Origin of the sequence: Neobacillus niacini, assembly GCF_046591715.1 — a bacterium.
Lineage (GTDB): Bacteria > Bacillota > Bacilli > Bacillales > Cytobacillaceae > Neobacillus > Neobacillus niacini_L.
On the sequence record NZ_JAWVNQ010000024.1, the window covers coordinates 1 to 17907 of the forward strand.

Here is a 17907-nt window from a genome sequence, read left to right on the forward strand (position 1 = left end):
ACAAAATTCGGTTGGAAACATTGATTAGCAAATTTACACAAAATCAAGGACTTGACTCTTATTTACCAACACATCGAAATCAACATTCAGTTTTATTTTCAAGAAAGTCTTGTAAATAGTGATGGAATCCATTTCTGGAAGGAACGATAGGCTAGTCCATTGATATAAAAGAAATAGCTGATGACACCGCCAGTCTTTATGATTCCTCTAGCTAATTTCCGGATATTCTTCTGTTTGCGAACCTTTCCGTCCGATAAATATATCCCTAATAACCCTCGGTTGATCAGCTGGTGGAATCTTTTATGAGGCAGAAATTCTGTATGCCGGTCAGCTTCTTTGACAAAGTGTTTTAACCGCTTAAAAAGGGTTTCTGGACTTTCGTAATAAAAACAAAAATTCAAATCTCCGCCTGCTCGATCTTCTTCTTGGTCTATAAAATAATCCAATAAGATATGGAGTCCTTGTATGTATGGAAAATATCCCTTCCGAATATTTTCTGCATCCTGCGCACGAAAATCATCTCTCATTGCATAGGAAATGAGACAGAATATACCTAAAGTAGAACCAGAGCAAGCGGAAAACTCATACCATTCCATTTCCGGCAGCTTACCTTGGTGGTCCCTAAACCATTTCTCCAGCCGTGGTACACGTTCCTCATGAATTACATGTTTGTGAATCTGCAAGTCACAGTAATATTCGCAAAGCTCCAAAAGATACTCTTGAATGAAAGGAAGATGTTTCACTTCCTTTAATACGGATCTGCAGGTTGCCGCTAAATCATTTAAATAGCCGCCATCGTTCTGATCCTTTCGGAATCGGTAATAATTCTTTGGCTCGCTTTCTAATGTAAGAGAATCCTGCATCGATTCATGGAGGGCGGCAAAATCCTTAGGATCGAGAGAAGTACTCCTGTCACAAAGATTATCTAAGTAATCACTAATTGTCTGATAAGCGACGATAAACTTTATTGCTTTTTTATACTTATCATTCGCGGATAGAGCAAGAATCCCTCCGCCTTCACAATGAAAGGTTTTATGTTCAATACTAGCCAGAGCCTGCGTTCTCAGCTCCTCGTTAGGAATACTTTCTGCTCGGGACCTCCAATATCCTAGTTCTTGATGAACTGCTGGTATAATTTGACGATATACTTTTGACATGAGTCTGATAGGCATCATGGAGAATATCTTCCCTTTCTTAAACAATATAACCGATTGCTTTTAATTGACTAATGGCAAAATCCTTGGCGTATTCAAATATATCTTCCCGTTCCGGCTCATTAAAAATTTCATGATAAAGCTTTGGCCATTCTTTATATCTCTTCTCTGATAAAGGTGCATGGTTAAACCACTCCTTAACAGGAACTTTATTAACAATTTTATCATCGCCGGCCTGCATAACCAGCATCGGTACATCCCTAGTACCTTCAATTGATAGAAATGCCTCTTTCACAGCCCCTATTAATTCACGGTACCACCTGACCGAGACTTTTGTGATATATAGCGTATCACCTGCATCTGCTTCAATCACATCTTGATTTTTGGTTGCCATTTCCACTGTTATACCTGAATTCATTCGAAATGATGGGAAAATTACATTGATTCCATATGAAAGCAAATCTAAAATTTTGGGCGGCATATGTGTTAAGCCCAAGCACGGTGACGAGAGAATCACTCCTGCAAGGTTTAAGTTTTCTTCCTGTAATAGACGAATCGCTATTAAGCCCCCCATACTATGCCCTAATAAAAAAACAGGCAGTTCATAACGATAGGCAGCTTTAATCCAGTCTTTCACTTCACTTAGATACTCTTCAAAAGAATCTATATGGCCCCTAAAGGATCTTGTTGTCATACCCTGCCCAGGAAGATCGCCCATGATAACATGAAATCCGGACCTTCGCCACATTTCAATGAGCCAGCCGTAACGGCGATGATGTTCCATTGCACCATGAACCATCACGATCACAGCCTTCGCTTCCCCTTCTGCTTCCCACTTCCACATAGTTTTTCCCCCTAGAAAAATATTCTATTTAGTATTATATTAAATTGAATACGTATTCCAGTCAAAAAGGAGCGACGACTTAAATGATTTATCCCTACAAAGGTAAGGACCCTAAAATTGCAGATTCTGCATTTATTGCAGATTTTACCACGATTACAGGTGATGTTGAAATTGGTGAGAAATCGAGCGTTTGGTTTAACTCCGTCATTCGCGGAGATGTCGCACCTACTGTTATTGGTAAAAAGGTTAATATTCAAGACAACTGTGTCCTGCATCAAAGTCCCAATAATCCATTGATTTTAGAGGATGACGTTACGGTTGGACACATGGTTATCTTACATAGCTGCATTATTCGTAAAAAGGCTTTAATTGGGATGGGTTCAATTATTTTAGATCAGGCAGAAATTGGTGAGGGAGCGTTTATAGGTGCAGGCAGTCTTGTGCCGCAGGGTAAAAAAATCCCTCCTAATACATTAGCATTTGGCAGACCCGCAAAAGTTATTAGGGAATTGAATGAACATGACATTAGTGAAATGAACAGAATTTATACAGAATATGCCGAAAAGGCCCAGTATTATAAGTCATTGCAAAAATAAGAAACGAATGATTTAAGAAACTCTATGATGTCTCGGCCTCTATCAGTATTAAGTAAGATAAATGGAGATTTTCCGCTTAAATGAAGAATGGGGCTATTTTCCGGTGTAATAAGGGGAGATTTTCCGTTTATTCAAAGAAAACTTTATCTTTTACACGTTTTTTTTGGCAATAGGCGGAATCTCTCCGTCTATTTTTGCTAATTTCGATGCCTTTTACAAAATAAGTGGAATCTCTCCGTCTATTTTTCAGATCGGATGCATCCGCCGCCCCTGAACTTATGACCTGATTGGTTCTTGTAACAACAAAGCACCCATAGATTAATATGGGTGCTTCTTACGTCTTAACTTAATGTTTCATTGTCTGCAGTTCTTTTTGTCCTGAAAAAGAATATTTTCCTTCTACATATACTTGATGCCAAATCATAAAGATAAGAACCGTCCAAATCTTCCGGCTGTTATCTGCTTTTCCTTGGCAGTGTTCTTCAAGAAGGTTTAACACATAAGATTTATTGATTAAATGATCTGTGCTGCTTTCACGAATAATAGTTCTTGCCCACTCATTCATTTCATTCTTTAGCCAGTGGCGAATTGGCACTGGGAAGCCAAGTTTTTTCCGGTTTAGTACATGCTCAGGAACAATGCCTTCTGCAGCTTTACGCAAGATATACTTGGTTGTACCATTAGCCGTTTTCAAGCTTGTCGGAATTTTGGATGCTGCTTCAAATACCACTTTATCTAAGAATGGAACACGAAGCTCTAATGAATGCGCCATTGTCATTTTATCGGCTTTTAAAAGAATGTCCCCGCGCATCCATGTATGAATATCAATGAACTGCATACGGTCAACAGGATCATACCCTTTTGATTCCGTATAAAGCGGCTTTGTGATATCGGTGTAATGTAACCCTTCACGATATACAGAAAGCAATTCTTTTTTCTCCGGCTCAGTGAACATTTTCGCATTTCCAATGTACCGTTCTTCCATAGGTGTTACACCACGTTCAATAAAGCTTTTACCCTTCATTCCTTCAGGCATCATGTTTGCAATCCCTCTTAACAAAACTTTTCCTGCTCTCGGGATTTTATTAAACACTTCTAAGTCCTGTGGTTCCCTGTAAATATTGTAGCCGCCAAACAATTCATCGGCGCCTTCACCGGATAGAACAACCGTAACATGCTTTCTGGCTTCACGTGCCACAAAGTACAACGGAATTGCGGCAGGGTCTGCAAGTGGATCATCCATGTGCCAAAGGATTTTCGGCAGTTCATTCATGTATTCCTGCGGTGAAATCACATAACTGATATTTTCTACCCCAAGTTTATCAGCTGTTTCTTTTGCTACATCGATTTCACTAAAGCCATTTTGTTCGAAACCAACAGAAAACGTCTTAATAGCTGGGTGAAATTGCTTTGCAATAGATGCAATAATGGAAGAATCGATTCCGCCTGAAAGGAAAGAACCAACCGGAACATCACTTCTCATATGCATTTTAACTGAATCAATTAACACTTCTTGTATTTCTTTAATAAAATCTGACTCAGATTTTTGTATTGGATTAAAATGTGCCTTCCAATACCTTTTGATTTCCATAGGTGAGCCAATCTTCTTCGTAAAGTAATGTCCTGGCTCTAACTTATAAATACCTCTAGACATCGTATTTGGCTCAGGAACAAACTGATAAGTCAAATAGTGCTGCAGTGAGTCATAATCTAGGACATCATTTTCCAGAGCTAATAGGATACTCTTTTTCTCAGAGGCAAAGAGTGTTCTCTCGCCATCGACAAAATAAAAATATGGTTTAATCCCGAATGGGTCCCTAGCACCAAAAATTGTTTGTTCTTGTTTGTCCCAAATAGTAAAGGCAAACATACCACGCAATTTCTCTACAGCTTTTTCCTTCAAATGGCTGTATAGGGCAATAATGACTTCTGTATCTGAATTTGTAGCAAATTCTAAGCCCTCTTTGAGCAGCTCTTCACGAAGTTCTACGTAGTTATAAACCTCACCGTTAAAAATGATCCAATACCGCTCATTTTCATACGTTAATGGCTGATGTCCGCATTCGATATCAATAATACTTAAGCGGCGAAAACCGAATTGAATATGATCATCATAGAAAAAGCCCTCATCATCTGGCCCGCGATGGGTAATAATATCGTTCATATTTTTAAATTGTTGTTTTTGTTCATCACGAAAGTTTTGTTCCTTGTCGTGTACACAACCAATAAAACCACACATTATGTACGTCACCTACTCCAATCTAAATAAGCTAACTAAAAAACATACTCTCTTATCCTACCACTATTCATACAAAAATGTCAGTGTGAATGGTAGGAAAATTCAGGTACAAACAGTTTTAACCTAAACACATTGCACTAAACTTAGACGAAATAATCAAAAAGAGAGTTACATTAAAATGTAACTCCCGTTTTTCCTCTTAAATATTTGCTTGCTGGCGCAAAGCATCTGCTTTGTCTGTACGTTCCCAAGGAAGATCAACATCAGTACGGCCAAAATGACCATATGCAGCTGTTTGTTTGTAAATTGGGCGACGTAAATTTAACATATTAATGATTCCAGCTGGGCGAAGATCAAAGTTCGCACTAACAAGGTCAACTAGTATATCTTCACTCACGCTTCCAGTTCCGAACGTATCTACTGAAATTGAAACAGGCTTTGCAACTCCAATTGCATAGGCAAGCTGAACCTCAACCTTTTCAGCAAGACCTGCTGCAACAATATTCTTCGCAACATAACGTGCAGCATATGCTGCTGAACGGTCAACTTTTGTTGGATCTTTACCAGAAAATGCGCCGCCGCCATGACGAGCATAACCACCATAAGTATCTACAATAATCTTACGTCCTGTTAAGCCGGCATCCCCTTGAGGTCCGCCAATTACAAAACGTCCTGTTGGGTTAATGAAATATTTTGTATTTTCATCAATTAGCTCTTTTGGAACTACTGGATTAATAACATATTCTTTAACATTACGTTGAATTTGCTCTAATGTAATTTCTGGGTGATGCTGAGTTGAAATAACAATTGTGTCAATGCGGACTGGTTTGTCATTTTCATCATATTCAACAGTTACTTGTGTCTTTCCATCAGGTCTGAGGTAAGGAAGGATATCTTCTTTACGAACCTCTGTTAGACGGCGTGCTAGTTTGTGAGCTAATGAAATAGGAAGCGGCATAAGTTCAGGTGTTTCATTACATGCAAAACCAAACATTAAACCTTGGTCTCCTGCTCCAATTGCCTCAATTTGTTCATCAGTCATTTGTCCTTCACGAGCTTCAAGTGCTTGGTCAACACCCATTGCAATATCTGGTGATTGTTCGTCAATCGAAGTTAAAACAGCACAAGTCTCAGAGTCAAAACCATATTTAGCACGATTGTAACCAATACCCTTAATGGTTTCACGAACGATTTTTGGAATATCAACGTAAGTAGATGTAGTAATTTCCCCTGCAACTAATACTAACCCTGTTGTAACTGATGTTTCAGCTGCAACCCGGGCATTTGCATCCTTTGCTAAAATTGCATCTAAAATCGAATCAGAAATTTGGTCACAGATTTTATCTGGATGACCTTCCGTTACTGATTCAGAAGTGAACAAACGACGTTTTGTTGACATCTGAATTCCTCCTATATTATGAGATAAATCAAGGTTCAAATGAAGGTTACAGGAATACTTCTTGAACCACTGACATTGATACGGTACTCATTCCCTTAGTATGAAATAAACAAAGGATTTTTATTAGCAACACTTTAATAAAAGGTCTTATACAAAACAAAAAACCTTACCACATGAGGAAAGGTTGTTCCGGGCCTTTCACTCTTATCGTTCAAGGTCAAAGCCTTGCGTCAGATTAGCACCTTCGCACTTGAGATATGGCCATTATAATAGCATGGTCTTCTCATAAAGCAGGTTGCTGGGTTTCATAGGGCCTGTCCCTCCACCAGCTCAGGATAAGAGAGTATCCGTTCAAAGTAAAATCATACTTGAACATGTCGAACATTGTCAATAAAATTTTTAGCAAATTAAGGGCAAATATATGAATTTTTCCTTTTTCTAGATTATAGTTAATAATACAACCTAATTTCATTAAATAGTATAGACTATTAAATTAAATGTGTTATACTATTTGTAAAATATATTGAATATTAAAAAACAAAAAAAGGAAGGGTTTTCTCTGATGAATTCCGTACATGTCCCAAATGAACTAAGTCAATTGTTAGAAGAAAATAATGTGCACATTCAATTATCAGTACCACAATTGGTGGAAAAAATCCTATCAAGGAACGAAGGAAAATTAACTTCAACTGGTGCTATTAGTGTATCTACAGGTAAATATACTGGAAGATCCCCACAAGATAAATTTATTGTAATGGAAGATTCAATTAAAGATAAAATCGATTGGGGTTCTTTAAACCAGCCCATTTCGGAAAATGTTTTTAACAACCTTTACAATAAAGTCCTAGATTACTTAAAAGAAAAAGATGAAATATTTGTGTTTAAAGGTTTTGCAGGAGCGGATAAAAAGACGCAATTGCCGATTCAAATTGTTAATGAATACGCATGGCATAATTTATTTGCGCATCAATTGTTTATTCGCCCAAATGATGAAGAATTACTAACACATAAAGCCGGGTTCAGTGTGATTTCTGCTCCGAATTTCAAAGCAGATCCTGTCGTGGATGGTACAAAGTCTGAAACCTTTATTATTATCTCATTTGAAAAACGAACCATTTTAATTGGCGGAACAGAGTATGCAGGTGAAATGAAAAAATCTATTTTTTCCATTATGAACTACCTATTACCTGAGAATAATATTTTCTCCATGCATTGTTCTTCTAATGTCGGTGTTGAAGGTGATGTTGCTCTATTCTTTGGTCTTTCAGGAACAGGTAAGACCACGCTATCAGCAGATCCTAAACGCCGCTTAATTGGTGACGATGAACATGGCTGGTCATCAACTGGTGTCTTTAATATTGAAGGCGGCTGCTATGCAAAAACCATTAACCTGTCTAGAGAAAAGGAACCTCAAATTTTTGATGCCATTCGCTTTGGTACTGTACTTGAAAACGTAGTACTTAATCCTGAATCTAGAATCCCTGATTATGATGATTCTTCTCTAACAGAAAATACACGAGCTGCCTATCCGATAGAAGCAATTGATAATATTGTGAAGCCAAGCATTGCTGGCCACCCGAATACGATTATCTTTTTAACGGCAGACGCATTTGGTGTACTGCCTCCAATCTCAAAGTTATCAAAAGAGCAAGCCATGTATCATTTCTTAAGTGGTTACACATCAAAATTAGCGGGAACAGAGCGCGGAGTTACCTCACCTGAAGCAACCTTTTCAACATGTTTTGGTGCACCATTTCTTCCTTTGCCGGCTACCCGTTATGCCGAAATGCTAGGTGAAAAGATTCTTGAGCACAATGCGAATGTCTTTCTTGTGAATACTGGCTGGACTGGCGGGGAATACGGAGTTGGCAGCCGTATGAAACTTGCCTATACTAGAGCAATGGTTCAAGCAGCACTTGAAGGGGAACTAAATAATGTGGAAACAGTTAAAGACGACATATTTGGTCTAAACATTCCGCTTCACATCGCAGGTGTTCCTGATGAAGTCCTGCAGCCAAGCAAAACGTGGGCAGATCGAGCGGCATATGAAGCGAAAGCAAAAGAATTAGCAAATAAATTCCATGAAAACTTCAAAAAGTTTACAAATGTTGACATCGAAATTGTAGAAAATGGCGGTCCAATTGCCTAAAAAGTAATGCCCTTATCATTGCGATAAGGGCATTTTTTAATTTGTAGAATTTAGTGATATTAATTGATAGGTTAACGTTGTCTTGCTGTCCTGCCATTCTACCTTTTTAATCACCGCTGTTCCACTTGTGTCGCTTTCAATTGTCTTTCTGACATCAATGGGAATCTCAATTGGATATAGCCTATATCCTTCTTTTTCTAATTGGAAAAGATTTTCCTCAACCCTCTTTTCTCTCCCTTTTGTTACAATCATCGTGTTTAACTCAAAGGGCATACCCATATGTACACGCTCCTCTGTATTGGACTTACTTTTATTTTATCATCTTTTGATTTGATTTTTCATCCACTGAGATAAATCCTTTACGATTTTTCTATTGACCACTGGAGGAAAGTAGTGAGTAAATTCATTAAAATACCAGCATTCCACCTTTTTGTTAAGTCCTTTAAGTCTCCGTTCAAGTCTGTAGGCATGCTCCACAGATACATTATGATCATTTGCACCATGGATGATAAGAACCGGAGCCTCAATTCTCTCAAGCTCATAAAGAGGGGTTCGTTCCTCATATCTTTCTGGATATTTCCCTGGAGTACCGCCAATGACCCTTTTTAGCATCTTCCGCAAGTCTTTTCTTTCTTCGTATGTTAAAAACATGTCACTTACTCCACCCCAAGTCACAATGGACGCTGCTTCAGGAAATTCAATTCCTGTCAGTAACGCCATTACACCTCCCCGGGAAAATCCAAATATATGGATATACCGAACACCGGGAAATGATTTTAAAAGGAGAAAGGCAGAAAAAGCATCTTCTCTGTCCTCGCCTGCAAAATCTTCATTTCCCTCTCCTCCTTGATTGCCTCGATAGTAGGGAGCAAACACGATGAAACCCTCTGCAGCAAACTGTGCAATTCTTGCAGGTCGTACTTTTCCTACATTTTTAATGCCTCCCCGCAAGTATAAAAATCCGTCATAGCTTCCTTTTAATTTTGGTTGTGCAAGCATCCCTTTTACTCTCAATCCATTAGAAAGATAGGTTATTTCCCACAATTCCACACGAGGATTGGGTGAAGGGAAACGATTTGCCTCGATGATTTTTTCATTTTGTTTGTTCACCTTAGATTTCACCCTTCCTATTTGGTCATCAAAAAATTTTATGTAACTAGGCATTCACACATTTTTCACTCTATCATACGATATGGTAGGCCAACAGCCCAGATTTTGCCTTACTTAAAGGGGGTTTTAGTGTGAAAAAGTGGTTTAAATTCGGTTTTTCATCACTTCTAATTTTCATTCTTATGTTTTCCATTGCAGCTTGTAACGGAACCGATAAAACAGACACAGAGAAAATGGAAAAGGTCCGATTAGTGGAGGTTACCCGTTCCATCTTCTATGCACCTGAATACGTAGCGATCGCAAAAGGATTTTTTGAAGAAGAAGGTTTAGATGTTGAACTTTCAACAGCCTTCGGCGGTGACAAGACCATGACTGCATTGTTATCAGGCGGTGCCGATATTGCCCTAGTAGGCTCTGAGACATCTATTTATGTGTACGCCCAAGATTCAAATGATCCAGTCATAAACTTTGCTCAATTAACACAAACAGACGGTACTTTCCTTGTTTCAAGGGAAAAAATTGATAATTTCTCTTGGGATCTATTAAAAGGCTCAACATTCCTAGGTCAGCGTACTGGCGGTATGCCGCAGATGGTTGGTGAATTTGTTCTAAAGAAACACGGAATTGATCCTCATCAGGATTTAAATCTCATTCAAAATATAGATTTCGCTAACATCCCAAGTGCTTTTGCTTCAGGAACAGGCGATTTTGTTCAATTATTTGAGCCGCAGGCAAGCATCTTCGAACAGGAAGGAAAAGGTCATATCATTGCTTCCTTTGGTACTGAATCAGGGCATGTACCTTATACAACCTTCATGACAAAAGACAGCTACATGAAAGAAAACCAAGATATTGTAGAAAAATTTACTAGAGCCATTTACAAAGCACAGCAATGGGTTGAAACACATAGCTCTGATGAAATTGCTGAGGCTATTCAATCCTATTTCCCAGATACAGCCCTTGAACTTATCTCCACAGTAATTGACCGCTATAAAGAGCAGGGCTCCTTTGCTGTTGATCCTATCCTTGATGAAGATGAATGGAACAATCTTCAGGATATCATGGACGAAGCTGGTGAACTTCCAGAAGTCATCGATCACAAAACACTAGTTAACACTGAGATCGCTAAAAAGGTAAAAGAAGACTAAACTAATTTAAAAATGGGAGGCCGTCCATATGAGTTTTTTAACCATTAAGAATGTTCATCACACTTATTTCACTAAAGCCTCTGCAACTACGGCACTCTCTGAGATTACCCTGCAAGTTGAGGAAGGAGAATTTGTTTCCTTCCTCGGCCCCAGCGGCTGTGGCAAGACGACATTATTGTCCATCATTGCCGGGCTGATTAAGCCTGTCGAAGGGACTATATTGCTTGAGAACAAACCGCTATCAGGAATAAAGAACCAAATCGGCTATATGCTTCAACAGGATTACCTTTTCCCATGGAAAACGATTGAGGAAAATATTCTCCTTGGATTAAAGCTATCAGAGAAATTAAATGATAAAACCAAGTCAGCGGCATTAGACCTGTTAAAGCAAATGGGTTTAAGCGGCATTGAAAAACAGCTGCCGAAACAGCTTTCTGGAGGTATGAGGCAGCGTGCTGCTCTTGTAAGGACGCTGGCAACAGAACCAAAACTGCTCATGCTGGATGAACCCTTTTCAGCATTAGATTATCAGACCAAGTTAAAGCTCGAAGACCTAGTATCGAAGACACTGGATGCCTTTGGAAAAACAGCCATTCTGGTCACCCATGATATCGGTGAGGCCATTGCCATGAGTGATCGGGTTGTCCTCTTTTCACCAAGCCCGGGCAGGGTTCATAAGGTATTTGAAATCCCAGAGGACCTGCGTCGTTTGTCTCCATTTAATGCAAGGAATCACGAGACCTTTTCTACTATTTTTCAAACCATATGGAAGGAGCTGGAGTCACTTGAGTCAAAGGAAGAATAAGGTGAACCTCCTCCATAAAGATTATTTACACTCATTAATGATTGAAAAAAGATGGGTTCGATTTTACCAGTTGGTTATATTTATTGTCTTTTTTGCAGGGTGGGAAATCACCAGTCAAAAGCGTTGGATTGACCCCCTTTTATTCAGTTCCCCATCTAAGATTTGGAATTTATTTTTAGAAAAATTTCAGGATGGATCATTGCTCTCAAATTTAGGTGTAACCTTAACCGAAACCATTTTTGGTTTTATCCTGGGTACACTTCTTGGAACCTTACTTGCTGCTTTACTATGGTGGTCACCAATGTTTTCTAAGATTATTGATCCATATCTGGTAATTTTAAATGCTATGCCAAAAGTAGCTTTAGGACCCATACTAATTGTTGCTTTAGGCCCTGGGTATCCTTCAATTATTGCGATGGGTGCCATTATATCGGTCATTATTACCACGCTGGTCGTCTATACTTCTTTTAAAGAAGTTGACCCTAACTATTTAAAAGTGCTGCAAACATTTGGGGCGACACGTTTGCAATGCTTTAAAGAAGCCATTCTGCCGGCAAGTTTCCCGACGATTATCTCTACTTTAAAGGTTAATGTAGGATTATCATGGGTCGGTGTTATCGTCGGTGAATACCTTGTCTCCTCAAGGGGACTTGGTTACTTGATTATTTATGGCTTCCAAGTATTTAATTTCACACTCGTCTTTTTATCACTGCTGGTGATTGCCGTCGTAGCCACGATTATGTATCAGCTGGTTGAGCTGTTAGAGAAAAAACTTATCAAGGAATAGCGGCTTATTTAAATTTGTCGCTATTCTTTTTCGATTTGATGTTTAATATAGTTTATACACGCTGGAATTACTTCATCCTTCATAATAAAACTGTACTCTTTTCCAAACCGTAATTGTAAGATATCTCCTTCCACCATAACAGGTCCATTTGTTTCGTAATAATTATTTGTCAGGCAGATCGTTTTTATTTTTCCCCAAAAAACGGCCTTCACAAATGAATTTTTTCCATCCTTTACTTTATATTCTGCTATCTGTGAAAGTTCGCCTAAAGTTGCACCTGTTTCTTCATGAACCTCTCGGCGGGCTGCTTCTTCAAGCGACTCCCCATCCTCCACCTTACCGCCAGGAAATTCGAGGCCGCGGACCTTATGATTGGTTAGATACCAATTACCCTGGTACTGGCAAATGACAAGCACATGCTTGGCGGTCTCATCGAATGCGTTAACAGAAAAAGAAAGCTCAACCAAATTCCCTAATTTGTCATAAAACTCATTCATCTTGTCTCTCCCCTTGGGTTCCCTTTTTGCACTAATTATAATCGAAAAAAGCGGAATATCCCTATTAAAAGGATTTTCCGCTTTGTCAACTTTTACCCGGGCAAAATATTCATCGACTCAATATGTCGTTTCGCTTCCTCATCACCAAGTTTATAAATCATCCCATATACTTGCTCTATGGTATTGTCATAGTTGTCATTTTCCCTGTCATGATGATATTGAACATATGGAACATGGGCTCTGAAAAAGTTTTGCCATTCTGTAGAATAGTTTTGATCAAATATTTCTCTTAATTGCGTGATTTCCTCATCGTTGGCTTGAATTTTAAAGCTCCATGTTGAAGCTGTTGAACTTTGTGATATTTGTCCATGCCCAACATCTATATAATAGGTCTTTTTTTGCTCATCCATTATGTCATCCCCTTATTAATATTATTAAGAATTTCCCACAATCAAATAAAATTTATTCTTTTTCATATTTCGACGCTTTTTTTAGAGCTGAATATTGTATAATTGTCATAATATTAGGAAAACGAACTCCGGCATTTTAACTATTTTTTTGCTTCTAAGAAAGAGGATATTTTTCATCATTAAGGGAATTGAATAAGTAAGGAAAAAATTTTTCAAAATTCTTTGGAGGTGAACGAGATGAGGTTAGTCGATGAATTATTTCAAATGTATCGCGACAAGCTGACAGGTGATGAAGAAGATATTGATATGTTAGCATTCGCCTTCTTAGAAGAAATGTCACATGAGGATCTTCTCCATTTAATTAAAGAGATGGATAAACAAGAATTATATGATTTAATGGGGCTTTATCTAATTGAAAGCTTAAAAGGGAAATTTGCGCAAGAAGAATACGGACAACAGCGTACCCATACTTATTATCCAAGGAATATCCACTAATTACTGATACTTACATACTGCCATTAGCAAAAAGGAACTGCCTTAGGCAGTTTCTTTTTTTGGTTAAAAAAGTGTAAAACCATGCTAGAATATAAGAATACAAGGGGGGAGAAAAATGTATACGATATTTGTGGTAAGCATTGTGATAATTATCGTAGTGCTATTACTAGCCGTTATTACAACATCGAAAGCCTATTCATTTAAACATACAGTAGATCCGCTCGATGATAATCCATATTTAAATAACACTAATGATAATGAAGAAGACAAAAAGCACTAAAAAAATTCCTATTCAACACGAATAGGAATTTCTTTTTTATCTATGCAAATACTTGTTTTAACTCTTCTTTACTTTGCTCCAGCCAAAAACGCATTAACCGTTTTGCACCCTCTAGGTCATGAAGCTTCGCTTGTCCGCATTGTCTTTCGTTTGCGGCAGGAATCTCCGTAATTTCAACTGCAGTCTTCATGGTATCTTCTAGAAGGTCAATGATTTCATCAACTGTCGGCTCACCACTGACAACCAAATAATAACCTGTTTGACAGCCCATTGGAGAAATATCGATAATATCAAAGTGATTATACTTTTCAACATGTGCACGAAGATTAAAAGCCAGAAGATGTTCTAATGTATGAATGACATCAGGCTTCATTGCTTGTTTATTTGGCTGGCAGAAACGAATATCATATTTATTAACAACACCGTCACTTCCAACCTTATGGACGCCGCAATGTCTAACGTATGGTGCTTTTACAGCATTATGATCTAAATCAAAGCTTTCTACTGAAGGCATTTTTCCCCACTCCTTACTATATGTCTAAATAAAATCATACTATAAATTCCGAGTTTTTTCATCAATATTATCAAATATAAACTATTTAGACGTTTTATCTTTTATATGATATCTTTTAGTAAATTAAAAAAGGGAGTGTCCCTATGTTGAAAAAAGTTTTTATTTCCATTATACGATTCTACCAAGTTGTGATATCCCCCATTAAACCGCCAAGCTGCCGTTTTTACCCTACATGTTCCCATTATGGGTTAGAAGCAGTGCAACGGTTTGGTGCACTACAGGGCGGCTGGCTTACACTAAAAAGGATTTTAAAATGTCATCCCTTTCATCCTGGAGGAGTGGATCCAGTTCCAGAAAAAAAGAAAGTCTAATTTTGATATCCATCAACTACAAGATCAAGTTTTCCTGTCTTAGGATCAATAACTAGTCCATGGACTGGAACACCTTCTGGCATTAATGGATGGTTTCTTATTACCTCTACACTGTGCTCCACGCTTTCTGTGACATTATCAAAACCATGAAGCCATTTTTTTATGTTGATACCTGAATAGGTAAGAGTATCCATGGTTTCCTCTTTTACTCCTCGGCTTAACATACTATCTATGACTGGTTCAGCTTTTAATCCACTCATCCCACAATCGTGGTGAGCAATAACGAGGACTTCTTCTGCTTGAAGCTGATATACAGCAATAAGAATACTTCTCATAATACTTCCGAATGGATGGGATACCAGTGCCCCAGCATTTTTAATAGTCTTTACATCCCCATTATTTAAGTTCAAAGCCTTAGGCAATAATTCCAATAATCTTGTATCCATACAAGTAAGAATAACGGTTTTCTTATTCGGAAATTTTGTTGTTTCATATTTCTCATATTCACGACTTTCAACAAATTTTTGATTAAAATCAAGTATTTCATTTAATAATGACATAATTATCCCACCTTTTTTTTGGTTACTATAAGGATACATAAAAACTAAATGCTGTATCAACTTTATGCTTGCAATTATAGTATTTTTTTTGTAAGATACATAAGGAAATCGGAATCGTTCCGTATTATACTTTTATAATCATTAGAATCCCAAAAAAATTTTCAACCATAAATCGTAATAACTCCGGTTTATTCTATCTAAAAGGAGCAAATATGAAAAAATCCATCTTTTTACCATTACTTATCTCATTACTGTTACTAACCGCCTGCAGTGCTGAACAGGACGTTACAGAAAAGAAAAAAGACCAAATCACTATTTATACTACTGTTTTCCCGCTTCAATATTTTACGGAGCGCATTGGCGGAGATTTCGTTAGTATTCAAACAATCTATCCTCCAGGAGCAGATGAACATACCTTTGAACCATCCCAAAAGGATATGATTAAATTAGCTGATTCAGACTTATTTTTCTACATAGGTTTAGGTCTAGAAGGCTTTGTAGAAAAAGCAAAGGAATCATTAAAAAATGAAAATGTCTTGATGATACCAACAGCTGAAGATTTACAATTAGAACCTGTTGAAGAACATGAAGAGCACGAAGTCCATGAGGATGATGGCCATGGGGATTTTAATCCCCATGTCTGGCTCGATCCCATCTATTCGAAAGAAATGGCAGCGATCATAAAAGATTCTTTAGTTGAAAAAATGCCTCAAAATAAAGAAGTTTTTGAAAAAAATTATCAGCAGCTTGCAAATGAATTGGATCAATTACATTCCAAATTTGAAAGTACCATCCAAGCTGCAAAACATAGAAATATCTTAGTTACTCATGCTGCATTTAGTTATTGGGAGCAAAGATACGGAATCGAAGAAATCAGTATTTCTGGTCTAACCACAACCAATGAACCATCACAGCGAGAACTAGAAGAAATTATTACCCTGGCAGATAAACAAGGCCTGCATTATATCCTTTTTGAACAAAACGTCCAATCAAAATTAGGGGAGATTGTTCAAGAGGAAATAGGAGCAAGGGCATTGCCTGTCCATAATTTAGGGATTTTAACAAAAGAAAATATTAAGAATAACGAAACTTATTTCTCATTAATGGAGCAGAACTTAGAGTCACTAAAAAAGGCCTTAAATGATTAGTTCCATTCGTTCCTATTACTGACAGGGATGAGGAACAGGGAAAAATCAAAAGCTATTTATGTATTACCAATCAAGCTAAGGAGTGATACAAAATGGCACAAGACGTATTATGTGAAGTGAACAACTGCTCTTATTGGGCAAAAGGAAATAAATGCAGTGCTGATAGTATTTATGTTGTCAGTCATAAAGGGAAAACGGCTGATAACAGTCATGAAACTGATTGTAAGACATTTGAACCTTCGGATATATAGATACAATAAACCAGACATTTTCTTGTCTGGTTTATTTTTTATCGAAGATAAATACCTTTTCGATTAGTGTCGTTTCTTTCAATCTTTTTTCATTTATACCGAATCCGATCCCAAAGGTATCTGGTACGTCGACGTAGCCATTTTCTACTTTTACTTCTGGTGTTATGATATCTTCTTCCCAAAATCGATTGGAGGCAGAGATATCACCTGGTATTGTGAAGCCTGGGAGTGAAGCGAGTGCAATATTATGGGCACGTGATACTCCAAATTCGATCATTCCCCCGCACCATACTTCTATTCCCTTTAGTAGGCACAAGTCATGTATTCTTTTTGCTTCGTAAAGACCGCCGACTCTTCCCGCTTTTATATTTATGATCTTACAGCTGCCCAGGTCAATCGCATTTTTCGCATCTTCAAAGCTGACAATACTTTCATCTAAACAAACTGGTGTCTTTAACTCTCTCTGCAGCAATGAATGCTGAATAATATCATCGCTTGCCAGCGGCTGTTCAATCATCATGAGATTAAAGTCATCAAGTGCTTTTAACTTCTCCATGTCTTTCAAGGTATAAGCTGAATTAGCATCAGCCATTATCGGAAGTGCAGGATAATGCCGCCGTATTCCTGCTAGAAAGGAGTAATCCATTTGCGGATTAATTTTAACCTTTATCCGCTGGTATCCTGCTTCGAGGTGTTTTTCGATTTGTTTAATAGAGCTGCTAAGGGAGTTAGCTGCAACTACCACACCAGCAGCAACCTTTTTCCTGGTACCGCCAATATTGGCAGAAAGGGATTCGGAATTCCTCTTTGCATGCAAATCCCAAATAGCCATTTCTAACCCAGCCTTAGCCATATTGTTCCTCCTAATTGACCTAAACAATATGGCTGCGTCTTTAGGATGACCTATAGGGTTATTCTTGAGCAAAGGAATTAAAATATCACTTAAAATATGTAAACTCGTTTTAACCGTTTCTTCGGTATACCATGGGGTTGAAAAGGCCACACCTTCCCCATAGCCTGAAATCCCATCAGAATCGATTACCTCTACGATTATCCCTTCACGTTCTGTAACGGTTCCTAAGTGTGTGTAAAAAGGTGACTTCAAAGGCATACTGACAACGCTAAGTTTAATCTGTGCAATGTCCATTTA

21 protein-coding genes and 1 riboswitch are annotated in these 17907 nt (G+C 38.0%); of the genes, 10 read left to right on the forward strand and 11 right to left on the reverse strand.

The features are described from left to right. Nucleotides 1-98: 98 nt before the first annotated feature. Both SFC47_RS24775 and SFC47_RS24780 read right to left on the reverse strand, forming a co-directional pair. Nucleotides 99-1157 (reverse strand): tetraprenyl-beta-curcumene synthase family protein, encoded by a 1059-nt coding sequence (locus tag SFC47_RS24775; protein ID WP_411257229.1) that lies wholly within the window; start codon nt 1155-1157, stop codon nt 99-101. A 37-nt stretch (nt 1158-1194) separates the two neighbouring features. After that, on the reverse strand, nt 1195-1998 hold the full coding sequence (locus SFC47_RS24780; protein WP_411257230.1) for an alpha/beta hydrolase: 804 nt from the start codon (nt 1996-1998) through the stop codon (nt 1195-1197). 83 nt (nt 1999-2081) lie between these two features. Between SFC47_RS24780 and SFC47_RS24785 the strand changes: the two genes are divergently transcribed. Beyond that, nucleotides 2082-2594 carry a gamma carbonic anhydrase gene (locus SFC47_RS24785; protein WP_411257231.1) on the forward strand — a complete coding sequence of 171 codons (513 nt, stop codon included), beginning with the start codon at nt 2082-2084 and terminating at the stop codon, nt 2592-2594. Between the two features lie 346 nt (nt 2595-2940). Here the strand turns inward: SFC47_RS24785 and asnB are convergent, their stop codons facing one another. After that, entirely contained in the window at nt 2941-4833 is a 1893-nt protein-coding gene (asnB, locus tag SFC47_RS24790; protein WP_411257258.1) for an asparagine synthase (glutamine-hydrolyzing), read from the reverse strand. A 199-nt stretch (nt 4834-5032) separates the two neighbouring features. Then, complete coding sequence (metK, locus tag SFC47_RS24795) at nt 5033-6232, reverse strand: methionine adenosyltransferase (RefSeq protein ID WP_411257232.1); 1200 nt, start codon at nt 6230-6232, stop codon at nt 5033-5035. A 201-nt stretch (nt 6233-6433) separates the two neighbouring features. Next, nucleotides 6434-6574: riboswitch (SAM riboswitch) on the reverse strand. Between the two features lie 220 nt (nt 6575-6794). Here metK and pckA point away from each other — a divergent pair. Beyond that, nucleotides 6795-8381 carry a phosphoenolpyruvate carboxykinase (ATP) gene (gene pckA / locus SFC47_RS24800; protein WP_411257233.1) on the forward strand — a complete coding sequence of 529 codons (1587 nt, stop codon included), beginning with the start codon at nt 6795-6797 and terminating at the stop codon, nt 8379-8381. Between the two features lie 36 nt (nt 8382-8417). On the opposite strand, the gene SFC47_RS24805 is transcribed toward pckA, so the two are convergent. Continuing rightward, on the reverse strand, nt 8418-8660 hold the full coding sequence (locus SFC47_RS24805; protein WP_411257234.1) for a DUF2584 domain-containing protein: 243 nt from the start codon (nt 8658-8660) through the stop codon (nt 8418-8420). Between the two features lie 39 nt (nt 8661-8699). Then, nucleotides 8700-9491, reverse strand: coding sequence for an alpha/beta hydrolase family protein (locus SFC47_RS24810; RefSeq protein WP_411257235.1), 792 nt, complete (start codon nt 9489-9491; stop codon nt 8700-8702). 131 nt (nt 9492-9622) lie between these two features. Here SFC47_RS24810 and SFC47_RS24815 point away from each other — a divergent pair, with 131 nt between their 5' ends. From SFC47_RS24815 to SFC47_RS24825, 3 genes are read left to right on the forward strand one after another with little or no spacing between them, the layout of a single operon-like run. Next, nucleotides 9623-10639 (forward strand): ABC transporter substrate-binding protein, encoded by a 1017-nt coding sequence (locus tag SFC47_RS24815; RefSeq protein WP_411257236.1) that lies wholly within the window; start codon nt 9623-9625, stop codon nt 10637-10639. A 28-nt stretch (nt 10640-10667) separates the two neighbouring features. Beyond that, nucleotides 10668-11444 carry an ABC transporter ATP-binding protein gene (locus SFC47_RS24820; RefSeq protein ID WP_411257237.1) on the forward strand — a complete coding sequence of 259 codons (777 nt, stop codon included), beginning with the start codon at nt 10668-10670 and terminating at the stop codon, nt 11442-11444. Between the two features lie 37 nt (nt 11445-11481). After that, the gene (locus SFC47_RS24825; protein WP_411257259.1) at nt 11482-12231 is read left to right on the forward strand and encodes an ABC transporter permease; all 750 of its coding nucleotides are present in this window, start codon (nt 11482-11484) and stop codon (nt 12229-12231) included. 20 nt (nt 12232-12251) lie between these two features. Here the strand turns inward: SFC47_RS24825 and ytkD are convergent, their stop codons facing one another. After that, complete coding sequence (gene ytkD, locus SFC47_RS24830; protein ID WP_411257238.1) at nt 12252-12728, reverse strand: RNA deprotection pyrophosphohydrolase; 477 nt, start codon at nt 12726-12728, stop codon at nt 12252-12254. Between the two features lie 92 nt (nt 12729-12820). Beyond that, entirely contained in the window at nt 12821-13138 is a 318-nt protein-coding gene (locus SFC47_RS24835) for a hydrolase (protein WP_411257239.1), read from the reverse strand. 237 nt (nt 13139-13375) lie between these two features. On the opposite strand from SFC47_RS24835, the gene SFC47_RS24840 reads away from it, so the two are divergent. Then, nucleotides 13376-13633: a DUF6154 family protein gene (locus SFC47_RS24840; protein WP_179160128.1), complete on the forward strand. Its 258-nt coding sequence runs from the start codon at nt 13376-13378 to the stop codon at nt 13631-13633. Between the two features lie 115 nt (nt 13634-13748). Next, nucleotides 13749-13913 (forward strand): YtzI protein, encoded by a 165-nt coding sequence (ytzI, locus tag SFC47_RS24845; RefSeq protein WP_411257240.1) that lies wholly within the window; start codon nt 13749-13751, stop codon nt 13911-13913. 40 nt (nt 13914-13953) lie between these two features. Here the strand turns inward: ytzI and SFC47_RS24850 are convergent, their stop codons facing one another. Next, nucleotides 13954-14427 (reverse strand): S-ribosylhomocysteine lyase, encoded by a 474-nt coding sequence (locus SFC47_RS24850; RefSeq protein WP_411257241.1) that lies wholly within the window; start codon nt 14425-14427, stop codon nt 13954-13956. Between the two features lie 143 nt (nt 14428-14570). Here SFC47_RS24850 and yidD point away from each other — a divergent pair, with 143 nt between their 5' ends. Continuing rightward, nucleotides 14571-14798 (forward strand): membrane protein insertion efficiency factor YidD, encoded by a 228-nt coding sequence (gene yidD, locus SFC47_RS24855; protein ID WP_411257242.1) that lies wholly within the window; start codon nt 14571-14573, stop codon nt 14796-14798. Here yidD and SFC47_RS24860 read toward each other — a convergent pair. Then, a complete protein-coding gene (locus tag SFC47_RS24860) occupies nt 14795-15358 on the reverse strand; it encodes a beta-class carbonic anhydrase (RefSeq protein ID WP_411257243.1) in 564 nt (187 codons plus the stop codon). The genes yidD and SFC47_RS24860 overlap by 4 nt on opposite strands. A 212-nt stretch (nt 15359-15570) precedes the next feature. Here SFC47_RS24860 and SFC47_RS24865 point away from each other — a divergent pair, with 212 nt between their 5' ends. Then, nucleotides 15571-16506, forward strand: coding sequence for a metal ABC transporter solute-binding protein, Zn/Mn family (locus SFC47_RS24865; RefSeq protein WP_411257244.1), 936 nt, complete (start codon nt 15571-15573; stop codon nt 16504-16506). Between the two features lie 92 nt (nt 16507-16598). Next, nucleotides 16599-16757, forward strand: coding sequence for a DUF1540 domain-containing protein (locus SFC47_RS24870; protein ID WP_411257245.1), 159 nt, complete (start codon nt 16599-16601; stop codon nt 16755-16757). A 31-nt stretch (nt 16758-16788) separates the two neighbouring features. Here SFC47_RS24870 and menC read toward each other — a convergent pair whose 3' ends face one another. After that, the gene (menC, locus tag SFC47_RS24875) at nt 16789-17904 is read right to left on the reverse strand and encodes an o-succinylbenzoate synthase (protein WP_411257246.1); all 1116 of its coding nucleotides are present in this window, start codon (nt 17902-17904) and stop codon (nt 16789-16791) included. Between the last annotated feature and the right edge of the window lie 3 nt (nt 17905-17907).